Raw genomic sequence first — 10,511 nt, 5'->3', positions numbered from 1 at the left:
TCCTCAAACGCCGGACGGGCTGAACATCCTGACACGGGTGGGCGGGTGGGAGAAAATCCGAACGACGGACGGGCAAGCCGCCAGGTCGGGGCCGGGCGGGAACGCCGGGTGGCACGGGTGGGCGGGTGGGAGGAGGTCCGAACAACGGACGTGCAAGCCGCTAGGTCGGGGCCGGGCCGGGTCGCCGGGGTGGCACGGGTGGGCGGGTGGGAGAAGGTCCGGACAACGGCGGTGCAAGCCGCCAGGTCGGGGCCGGGCCGGGTCGCCGGGGTGGCACGGGTGGGCGGGTGGGAAAGAAAGGCCACCCGCCCAAAGCCCAGGGGCTAGAACCCGTGACGGAACCCCCCATCCACCGGCACCATCACCCCCGTCATGTACGACGCCGCAGGCGACATCAGGAACGCCGCCACCCGCCCGAACTCCTCCGGCGAGCCGTAGCGCCGCAGCGGGATGCCGGACTCCGAGGCCTGGCGGGTCGCCTCGGGGTCGGCGGACAGCGCGTCCAGCTCGCGCACGCGCTCGGTGTCGATGCGGCCGGGCAGCACCCCGACGACGCGGACGCCGCGCGGGCCCAGCTCGTTCGCCAGGGACTTGGCGAAGCCGGCGAGGCCCGGGCGCAGGCCGTTGGAGATGGTCAGGCCGGAGATCGGCTCGTACACGGATGCGGAGAGGACGAAGCCGATGACGCCGCCCTCGTCGAGCTCCTCCGCCGCGGCCCGCGCCAGCCGTACCGCACCGAGGAACACCGACTCGAACGACGCCCGCCACAGCTCGTCGGTGGTGTCGGCGGCGTGGGCGAACGGCGGGCCGCCGACGCTGACGAGGATGCCGTCGAAGCGGCCGAAGCGCTCGCGGGCGGTGGCGATCAGCCGGGCGGGGGTCTCGGGGTCGGCGTTGTCGGCGCCGACGCCGACCGCGAGCGGGCCGAGTTCCGCGGCCGCGGCGGCGGCCGACTTCTCCTCGCGGCCGGTGAGGACGACGCGGGCGCCGTCCGCGACGAGGGCGCGGGCGGTGGCGTTGCCGAGGCCGCGGGTGGCGCCGGTGACGACGTAGACACGGTTGTTCAGGCCAAGATCCATGCGCCTATCCTGCCGTGCCGAGGTCGTCGCCGAACAGGGAGAAGGCGGTCGTGACGAGCCCCACGTGGCTGAACGCCTGCGGGAAGTTGCCCAACTGGCGCTCGCCCGCCGCGTCGTACTCCTCGGCGAGCAGCCCCACGTCGTTGCAGAGCGCGACGAGCCGCTCGAAGAGCGTCCGGGCCTCGCCCGTGCGGCCGGCCAGGTGCAGCGCGTCCGCGAGCCAGAACGAGCAGGCGAGGAAGACGCCCTCGTGGCCGGGCAGGCCGTCGACGGTGGCGTCGTCGGTGCTGTAGCGGCGGACGAAGCCGGCGGGGGTGCCGAGGTCCTTGCGGACGGCGTCGATGGTGCCGAGGACGCGCGGGTCGTCGGCCGGCAGGAACCCCGTGCGCGGTATCAGCAGCAGCGCGGCGTCGAGCTCGTCGGAGCCGTAGGACTGCGTGAACGTGTTCCGCCGCGCGTCGTAGCCGCGGGCGCAGACCTCGGCGTGGATGTCGTCGCGCAGCCTGCGCCAGCGGTCCACGTCGCCGCCCAGCTCCGGCTGCTCCTCCAGGGCGCGTACCGTACGGTCGGCCGCGACCCAGGCCAGCACCTTGGAGTGCACGAAGTGGCGGCGCGGGCCGCGCACCTCCCACAGCCCCTCGTCCGGCTCGCGCCACACCTTCCGCAGGAACTCCATGAGCGCGAGCTGCATCCGCCAGCCCTGCGGGCGCGTCGGCAGGCCCGAGCGGCGGGCGAGCGCGAGCGAGTCGACGACCTCGCCGTACACGTCGAGCTGGTGCTGGCCGGCGGCCGCGTTGCCGATGCGCATCGGCCGGGAGTTCGCGTACCCCGGCAGCCAGTCGACCTCCAGCTCGGGCAGCCGCCGCTCGCCCGCGAGGCCGTACATGATCCGCAGGTCGGCCGGGTCGCCCGCGACCGCGCGCAGCAGCCAGTCGCGCCACGCCTCCGCCTCCTCCTGGTACCCGGCGGCGAGCAGCGCGCCGAGGGTGAGCGTGGAGTCGCGCAGCCAGCAGTAGCGGTAGTCCCAGTTGCGTACGCCGCCGAGCTCCTCGGGCAGGGACGTGGTGGGGGCGGCGACGATGCCGCCGGTGGGCTCGTACGTGAGGGCCTTGAGGGTGATCAGGGAGCGTACGACGGCGTCGCGGTGGGGCCCGCGGTAGCGGCACCGGGCCGCCCACGCCTGCCAGTCCTCGACGCTCTCGCGCAGCGCCCGGTCGGTGTCGAGGAGCGGTGGGCGCGACTCGTGCGAGGGGTGCCAGGTGAGGACGAACGTGACCCGCTCGCCCGGGCGGACGGTGAACTCCGCGTGCGTGGCGTGCCCGTGGCCCCAGGACCGCACCTCCGGCTCGGTCCGCAGCCAGGCCGCGTCGGGGCCCGCGACCGCCACCCGGTGGCCGTCGACGCGGCGCATCCACGGCACCACCGAGCCGTAGTCGAAGCGCAGCCGCAGCGTGCTGCGCACGGTCACCTCGCCGGTGACGCCCTCCACGACGCGCACCAGGTCCGGGGCGCGGTCGCGCTGCGGCATGAAGTCGGTGACGCGGACCGTGCCGTCCGGGGTGTCCCACTCGGTGTCCAGGACGAGCGTGTCGGGGCGGTAGGCGCGGCGGGAGCACAGGTCGGCGCCGCGCGGCGCGATGCGCCAGTGGCCGTGCTCCTCGTCGCCGAGCAGCGCGGCGAAGCAGGCCGCGGAGTCGAAGCGGGGCAGACACAGCCAGTCGACGGAGCCGGTCCGCGCCACCAGGGCGGCGGTCTGGTGGTCACCGATGAGGGCGTAGTCCTCGATGGGTCGCTGCACGGGGGACGGCTTCCCGGTTCGGGAAGCCGCCAATCAGGTGGGTTCGGGGGCGCGGGGGCTCACCCGGGGTGCGGAGGGGCTCAGGCGGGGGTCGGGGTCGTCTCGGGGGACGGCTGCCCGGCCGCCGCCGCCTCGCGGCGGTCGCGCACCTCCCGGCGTACCAGGACGAACCACCCCACCGGCACGCCCGCCGCGAACAGCCACCACTGGACCGCGTACGCCATGTGCGCGCCGATGCTGCTGTGGTCGGGCTCGGAGATCAGTTGGGGGGAGCCGTCGCGGGGCTCGGGCGCGGTCTGCTCGATGTAACCGCCGAGGACCGGCTTGCCCAGGGCGTGGGCCTGCTGGCCGCTGCTGATCAGCATGATCTGCCGGTCGGGCAGGCCGCGGACGTCCTTGATGCCGCTGGCCGCCGACGTCTCGTCGGCCATCAGGCGGCCGGTGACGGTGACCTCGCCCCCGGGCGGGGCGGGGATCTTCGGGAAGGCGGTCTGCGGGCCCTTCGCCGGGACCCAGCCGCGGTTGACCAGGAGCACCTTGCCGTCGGTGAGGACGAACGGGGTCAGGACGTGGTAGCCGACCTCGTCGTCGGAGTTGGTGCGGCGGCGGACGACGACCTCGTGCCGGGTGTCGTACGTCCCCTCGGCCGTCACCCGGCGGTAGACGGCGGACTCCGCCACCTCGCGGCCGGGGGCGGTGAGCCGCTCCACGGGCACGGGCTCCGCCTCGACGGCCCGCTCGATCTGCTCGTTGCGCTCCACGCGCGCCTGGTGCCGGTGTAGCTGCCAGAAGCCCAGCTCGATCATCACGGGGATGAGGACGAGGCCGACGAGGGTGAGGATCACCCACTGGCGGGACAAAAGGAAGCGGTACACGTCCTTGACGGTACCTCTGCGCGGCCGAGCCCCCGACGGGAGGGTCCCGTCGGGGGCTCGACCGCCCGCTCGGCGGCACGCACCGTACGCCGCGGCGTCTGCGCGTCCCACCCCGGCGGTGACGCCCGCCGATCCCACCTCGGCCGGTGACGCCCGCCGATCCCACCTCGGCCGGTGATGCCCGCCGGTCACGCCTCGGTGGTGACGCCCGCCGGTCCCACTTCGGCGATACCGTCCGCCGGTCGCGTCCCGTGGTCGTGTCCGTCGGCCGCCACCCGTGGTCACGCCCGCCGGTCACCGCTCGGGCGCACCCGCCGGTCACCCTCTCGTGTACGCCTGCCGGAACCGGTACGCCTCGTGGTCACACCTTGTCGACGATGCCCACCCGCCCCTCCGCGCGTGAGCAGTGCGCCCCGCAGTACCAGTGCCCCTCGGCCTCGACGCCCTGTCCGATGATGCGGCACCGGCAGTGCTCGCAGATCGGCGCCATGCGGTGGATGGCGCAGGCGAAGCAGTCGAAGACATGCACCGCGCCCTGCGCGTGCACTTCGAAGGACATGCCGTAGTCGTTTCCGCAGACCTCGCAACGTGCCATGCGCCACAGGGTGGGACCCGGCGGCGGTGCGGGGCGAGCGGCGGGCGGGCGAGTCGCCCGCAATCACCCGTCTGACGCCCGGGGCGCCGGGGCGCGGCCTCCGGGGAGGACGGTGGCCACGGGTTCGCCGCGGGTGGTCCGCCGCGCGCGGTCGCTCAGGCCGTGCCGTCCGCCGGGGCCACGTCCTGCAGGAGCTGGCCGAAGGCGGCCTCGTCGACGACCGGCGTGCCGTACGCGCGCGCCTTCGTCGTCTTCGACGTGCCCGAGTCCGGGTCGTTGGTGACGAGCAGGCTGGTGAGCCGGGACACGCTCGTCGCGATGTGCAGGCCCGCCTCGAAGGCGCGGTCCTCCAGCAGCTCCCGCTCCACGGAGGTGTCCCCCGAGAAGGCGACCCGCATGCCCTGCTTGAGCGGTTTGCCCTCTTCGTACCGTCCCGGGTTCGGGTACGGGCACGCCGGGCGCTTGCGCGAGGGGCGCCAACCCGACGCCCGGTAACCCCCGTTGGGCACGGACGGGCCGGCCTGGCGGCCGATGCGGGCCGCGCCGTCGGCCCACTCGGTCAGCGGGCGGCACTCCAGGAGCGGCAGGCGCACCCCGCCGCCGGCGGCCGCGCGCAGGCTGGGCCGGAACGCCTCGGCGAGCACCCGCGCGTCGTCCAGGGCGTGGTGGGCGCGGCGCTGCACGACGCCGAAGTGCGCGGCGAGGGACTCCAGCTTGTGGTTGGGCAGCGGCAGGCCGAGCTCCTTGGAGAGCGCGATGGTACACAGCCGCTGGCGGACCGGGGCGGTGCGCTCCGCGCGCGCGTACTCCCTGGCGATCATGGACCAGTCGAAGACCGCGTTGTGCGCGACGAGCACCCGGTCGCGCAGCCGCTCCCCGAACTCCTCGGCGATGTCCGCGAACAGCGGGGCGCCGGCGAGCTGGTCGCTCGTCAGACCGTGGATCCACACCGGGCCCGGGTCGCGCTGCGGGTTGACCAGCGTGTACCAGTGGTCCTCGACCTCGCCGCGGGCGTCGAGGCGGTAGACCGCGGCGGAGATGATCCGGTCGTCCCGGGACAGGCCGGTGGTCTCCACGTCGACGACCGCGTACCCCGACGGGTAGGCGGTCGGCCAGGGGTCTGCGGACGCGGCGGGCGAACGGTCTTCGAGCATGGTCCATGAGGATACGGGCCACGACTGACAGTCAGGCCCCTGGGCCGCCGCGGCAGTCCCGCACGCACGCGCGCCGCCCGTGTCTCCTGTGCCCGGCGTCATGCGCTTACTTGTCCTACTTCGTGCGTGTGTGTACCGCGTACTGGTCCGCGTTGGCCCTCACGAACCCGCGACCCGGCCGGAGCGCACGTGCGTCCTGACGACGCGTCAGCGCGGATGCGTGCGCCAGGGCGGGCGCGCGCCCGGTGTCACGCGCCGCCGGGCGCGCCGCTGAAGCCTCCCGGGCGGCGTCACGCCCCCGCGCCCGCCCCCGGAGGGTCGATGCGTGTCCGGTGGGACGCGCGGTGCCATGCTCGCCCTGTGACGGACACCACGCGTGACGCGTGCGGGACGGCCCAGGGCGGCGCCCTGGGTACCCGCCTCAACTGGCTGCGGGCCGCCGTGCTCGGCGCCAACGACGGCGTGGTCTCCACCGCCGGCCTCGTCGTCGGCGTCGCCGGGGCCACCGGCGACCGCGGCACCCTCCTCACGGCGGGTCTCGCGGGCCTGCTCGCCGGGTCCCTGTCCATGGCGGCGGGCGAGTACGTGTCGGTGTCCACGCAGCGCGACTCCGAGAAGGCGGCCCTCGCCCAGGAGAAGCGCGTGCTGAGCGACCGGCCCGAGGCCGCGCTCGACGAGCTGACGGACCTGCTCGCCGACCGCGGGCTCAGCCGGGACGTGGCCCGCGAGGCGGCCGAGCAGCTCACCGAGCGGGACGCGCTGCGGGCGCACGCCCGGGTGCAACTGGGCATCGACCCCGACGAACTCACCGACCCCTGGCACGCCGCCTGGGCGAGCTTCGTCGCCTTCACCGCCGGGGCCCTGCTCCCGCTCCTGGCGATCGTCCTGCCGTCCGCGCCCTGGCGCCTGCCCGTCACGGTCGTCTCCGTCCTCGCCGCGCTGGCCGTCACGGGCCTGGCCGGTGCCCGCCTGGGGGCGGCCCCCGCGCGGCCCGCGGTGCTGCGGAACGTGGGCGGCGGCGCCCTGGCGATGGCCGTGACGTACGGGGCCGGAGCCCTGCTCGGGGCGGCCGGGGTCTGAGGCGCAAGGGCGGAGATCACCAACAACTCCGCGCGTACCGCCGGTAATACTTGTCGGTAACAGCCTCTGGTCAACGGCCCGGGGCGCGCCTACGGTGCCCTCATGTCCGCGCCCAACCTGCCCGATGTCGTGCTCTGGTCGATCCCGGCCTTCGTGCTGCTCACCGTCATCGAGGTGATCAGCGTGCGCGTCCACCCCGACGAGGACGCCGCCGGGTACGACACCAAGGACGCCGCCACCAGCGTCACCATGGGGCTCGGCAGCCTCGTCTTCGACCTGCTGTGGAAGATCCCGATCGTCGCGGTCTACTCGGCGCTGTACTCCCTGACGCCGCTGCGCGTGCCCGTGCTGTGGTGGACGGTCCCGCTGATGCTGCTCGCGCAGGACTTCTTCTACTACTGGTCGCACCGGGGCCACCACGTCATCCGCGTCCTGTGGGCCTGCCACGTGGTGCACCACTCCAGCCGCAAGTTCAACCTGACGACCGCGCTGCGCCAGCCGTGGACGTCGCTCACCGTGTGGCCGTTCTACGTGCCGATGATCCTGTGCGGCGTCCACCCGGCGGCCGTCGCGTTCTGCTCCTCGGCCAACCTGGTCTACCAGTTCTGGATCCACACCGAGCGCATCGGCACGCTGCCGCGGCCCGTCGAGTACGTCTTCAACACGCCCTCGCACCACCGCGTGCACCACGCGTCCCAAGGCGGCTACCTGGACCGCAACTTCGGCGGCATCCTCATCGTCTGGGACCGGCTGTTCCGTTCCTGGGTGCCCGAAACGGAGCGCCCCGTCTACGGCCTGACGAAGAACATCGACACGTACAACCCTTTGCGCGTGGCCACCCACGAGTACGTGGCCATCGCCAAGGACCTGAAGGCGGCGCCCGGTTGGCGCGCGCGGGCCGGCCACCTCTTCCGCGGCCCGGGCTGGCAGCCGACGCCACCCCCGGACCGCGAGCCGGCACCCGCGCCGGACCATGAGCCGGCACCCGCGCCGACGCCACCGCCGGGCCCCGAACCAGCGGCTCCACCGGACCGCGCGTCGGCGCCCCCGGCGGCCGGGCCGAACTCCAAGGCCCCGGAGCCCGCCGCATGACCCGACCGGCCACCAGGACCCGGGCGCCCCGCACCGGCCTCCAGGACCCCGCGCCCCCCGACCGCCGCGCGCACGGGGCCCTGGTGGCCTTCGGCCTCGCCGCCCTGGGCGACCTGGCGGGGCTCGCGGCCGGGTCCGAGGCGGCCCACACCCTCTGCAAGCCCCTCCTCATGCCGCTGCTCGCCCTGTACGTCGCGCTGCGGCGGGGGCCGCGCCTGCTCGTCGCCGCCCTCCTGTTCGGCTGGGGCGGCGACACGCTCCTCCTGGGCGACGGCGACACCGTGTTCCTCGCGGGCATGGGCTCCTTCGCCGTGGGCCACGTCTGCTACCTGGTCCTCTTCCGGCGCCACGGACGCGCCCACCCGCGCGCGCGGGGCACGGCCCTGGCCGCCGCCTACGGCGCGGCCCTCGTCACCACCGTGGCCCTGCTGTGGCCGGACCTGCCGGCGGACATGCGCGCCCCGGTCGCGGGCTACAGCCTGCTGCTCACCGCGATGGCCTACGGCGCCACCGCCCTCGGGCCCGCGGCGGCCGCAGGCGGCGCGCTGTTCCTCCTGTCGGACACGCTCATCGCGACGGACGTGGCCGACTGGCCGCAGGCCCCCCGCCCCGACTTCTGGATCATGCTCACCTATCTGGCCGCGCAGGCCCTCCTGGCCCGGGGGGTCCTCACCGGGGCGGCGGCACCGGAACGGCGGTGAGCAGCGCCGACACCGCGACCGCCGCCGCCAGGACGCACACCTCCCCGCGCGCGGGCACGTACGCGGCGAGCGGCCCGCCGCCCGTGGACCGCCGCAGGCGGCGGCGCGCGAGCAGCGCGAGCCCGGCGGCCACGGCCACGAGCAGCAGCTTGACCAGCAGCACTCGGCCGTACGCGGTCGCCGTGAGCTGGTCGGCGACCGTGCCCGGCGGCATCCGCCGCAGCGTGCTAACGGCCCCCGTCACGGCGGTCGCGGCGAACAGCACGGCGGCCACGCGCGCGTAGCCGCCGAGGACGGCGACGCCCGCGTCCGGGGCGGACACGCGCCAGCGCCACAGCGTGCGCAGCGCGTACAGCAGACCGCCCGCCCACAGCGCGGCACACGTCAGATGCACGAGGGTGAGCCCCGAACCGAGCAGCGGGGCGCCCTCCGCCGGCGGATGGGCGCGCAGCGCCTCCGCGGCCACGACCGCCGCCAGCGGCAGGACCGCGCTGTCCGGGCGGCGCGAGCGCGCGCACAGCCCGGCCGCGGCGAACGCGTCGACCTCCAGGAGCGTGAGCAGGCCCTCGCGGGAGGCGTACAGACCGCCGAGGTCCAGGTTGTACGCCTGCCGGGGCAGCAGGGCCGTCACGGCCACCGCCGCGGCGAGCGGCAGCGCGGCCACGAAGCCCGCGACCGCCGCCCACGGGCCCCACGCGGGCGGCACCGCTCCCCTGGGGGCCCCGGGCACGCCGCGCGCGACACGGCGTACGAACACCTCACCCAGGTGCACGGACACCGCGGCGAACAGGACCGTCCGCAGCAGCGCGACACCCGGCGCGCCGGGCGGCGCGGCCTCGCCGGTGCCCTCCAGCGCGGCCGCCGGGCCGAACAGCGGCACCACCGCGGCGACCACCCCGAGGACGAGGACGGCGACGGCGCGGCCCGGCGGGCAACGGCGCGCGACCCGGGCCCCCGGCCGCGAAACCGCCAGGGCGTCCGCCGCACCCGGCGCCCGCACGGCGGACCCCGTGCCGACGGCGGGTCCCGTGCCGACGGCGGATCCCGTGTCGACGGCGGATCCTGTCCCCGCAGGCGGTCGTACGGTCACGGAAAAATCTTCACCAGTCACCGCACATGCGGGCAACTCGGGGCACAGGCTTGGCCGTGCGCCGTCCCGCCCGGTCACCGCCACCCGGGCGCGTCCGCGCCCCAAGGGCCCGGCGGACGGGCCCAGTTCACCGGGCCGCCGGCGAAGGACACCGGCGGCAGCGCGTGCCGCAGTTGCCCCAGCGGGCTGTCCGTACGGGCGAGCCAGGGAGTGGGGTCGTACGGTACGGCCGTGTCGGCGGAGACGTCCGCGGCGAGCGCGTCGGCCGGACCGCCGCTGCGGGATGCCGCGGCCGGGGCGCCCGATTCGGTGGCGGGCGGTTCGGTGGCGCCCGGCCCGGTGGTGGGCGGTTCGGTGACGGGGGGCCGTCCGGCCGTCAGCCACGCCGCAGTGCGCGCCAGCGCGAGCCGCGCCACCCGCGTGCCGCCCGCCCCGTCCGTGCGCTGCTCGGTGAGGGCGCGCAGCACCGCTGCCGCCAGCAGATAGCCGGTGCCGTGGTCCAGGGCCTGCGCGGGCAGCGCCCCGGGCCGCTCCGGCGAGCCCTCGGCCACGGCGATGCCCGTCGCGGCCTGCACCAGGCTGTCGAACCCGCGCCGGTGCGCCCAGGGGCCGGTGGTGCCCCACGCCGAGAGCTGCGCCACCACCAGGCCGGGGCGCCGCTCGGCCAGCGCCTCGGGCGAGAGGCCGAACCGGTCCAGGGCGCCCGGCCGGTAGCCGGTGACGACCACGTCGGCCCCGGCGAGCAGCTCGCCGAGGGTCCGCAGGCCGGCGCGGGTGGCGAGGTCCAGGGTCGCGGAGCGCTTGCCGAAGCCCGTGTCCGCGTGCTGGTCGGGCAGTTCCGGGCAGCCGGGCGGGTCGAGGCGCAGCACGTCCGCGCCGAGCAGCGCGAGCGTACGGGTCGCGACCGGGCCCGCGACGACCCGGGTGAGGTCGAGCACGCGCAGCCCCGACGCGGGCAGGAGCGGGCCGTCGCCGAGTGGCGGCAGCGGGCGCGGCGCGCCGCCGCCGAGGCGTTCGCGCGCCACCAGCGGCAGGCCCGCCACCGCG

Annotated in this window: 10 protein-coding genes; 3 read left to right on the top strand and 7 right to left on the bottom strand. The window is 75.8% G+C overall.

Features of this window, described 5'->3' with window-relative positions; all coding sequences use genetic code 11:
- Positions 1–323: 323 nt before the first annotated feature.
- From IE330_RS35810 to IE330_RS35790, 5 genes are all read right to left on the bottom strand, one after another.
- The gene (locus IE330_RS35810) at positions 324–1,079 is read right to left on the bottom strand and encodes an SDR family oxidoreductase (RefSeq protein ID WP_190140357.1); all 756 of its coding nucleotides are present in this window, start codon (positions 1,077–1,079) and stop codon (positions 324–326) included.
- Positions 1,080–1,083: 4 nt separating this feature from the next.
- Positions 1,084–2,877, bottom strand: a complete 1,794-nt coding sequence (locus tag IE330_RS35805; protein WP_190140356.1) for a glycoside hydrolase family 15 protein — start codon at positions 2,875–2,877, stop codon at positions 1,084–1,086.
- An 80-nt stretch (positions 2,878–2,957) separates the two neighbouring features.
- Positions 2,958–3,752, bottom strand: a complete 795-nt coding sequence (locus IE330_RS35800) for an SURF1 family cytochrome oxidase biogenesis protein (RefSeq protein ID WP_190140355.1) — start codon at positions 3,750–3,752, stop codon at positions 2,958–2,960.
- A gap of 361 nt (positions 3,753–4,113) precedes the next feature.
- A complete protein-coding gene (locus IE330_RS35795; RefSeq protein ID WP_190140354.1) occupies positions 4,114–4,347 on the bottom strand; it encodes a metallothionein in 234 nt (77 codons plus the stop codon).
- Positions 4,348–4,502: 155 nt separating this feature from the next.
- On the bottom strand, positions 4,503–5,501 hold the full coding sequence (locus tag IE330_RS35790; protein ID WP_190140353.1) for a DEDDh family exonuclease: 999 nt from the start codon (positions 5,499–5,501) through the stop codon (positions 4,503–4,505).
- Positions 5,502–5,909: 408 nt separating this feature from the next.
- Between IE330_RS35790 and IE330_RS35785 the strand changes: the two genes are divergently transcribed.
- From IE330_RS35785 to IE330_RS35775, 3 genes are all read left to right on the top strand, one after another.
- Positions 5,910–6,581 carry a VIT1/CCC1 transporter family protein gene (locus tag IE330_RS35785; RefSeq protein ID WP_373314816.1) on the top strand — a complete coding sequence of 224 codons (672 nt, stop codon included), beginning with the start codon at positions 5,910–5,912 and terminating at the stop codon, positions 6,579–6,581.
- A gap of 102 nt (positions 6,582–6,683) precedes the next feature.
- Entirely contained in the window at positions 6,684–7,673 is a 990-nt protein-coding gene (locus tag IE330_RS35780) for a sterol desaturase family protein (RefSeq protein WP_190140351.1), read from the top strand.
- Positions 7,670–8,374: a lysoplasmalogenase gene (locus IE330_RS35775; RefSeq protein ID WP_190140350.1), complete on the top strand. Its 705-nt coding sequence runs from the start codon at positions 7,670–7,672 to the stop codon at positions 8,372–8,374. Before IE330_RS35780 ends, IE330_RS35775 begins: the two co-directional genes overlap by 4 nt.
- On the opposite strand, the gene IE330_RS35770 is transcribed toward IE330_RS35775, so the two are convergent.
- Both IE330_RS35770 and IE330_RS35765 read right to left on the bottom strand, forming a co-directional pair.
- The gene (locus IE330_RS35770; RefSeq protein WP_190140358.1) at positions 8,343–9,347 is read right to left on the bottom strand and encodes a CopD family protein; all 1,005 of its coding nucleotides are present in this window, start codon (positions 9,345–9,347) and stop codon (positions 8,343–8,345) included. The genes IE330_RS35775 and IE330_RS35770 overlap by 32 nt on opposite strands.
- A 191-nt stretch (positions 9,348–9,538) precedes the next feature.
- Positions 9,539–10,511, bottom strand: a 973-nt coding sequence (locus IE330_RS35765; protein ID WP_190140349.1) for a CoA transferase, incomplete at its 5' end; no start/stop codon positions are given.

The organism is Streptomyces longispororuber (genome assembly GCF_014656095.1).
In the GTDB taxonomy this organism is placed as follows: domain Bacteria; phylum Actinomycetota; class Actinomycetes; order Streptomycetales; family Streptomycetaceae; genus Streptomyces; species Streptomyces longispororuber.
The sequence above is the reverse complement of the archived record's forward strand: the minus strand, read 5'-3'. Positions and strand labels throughout refer to the sequence as shown.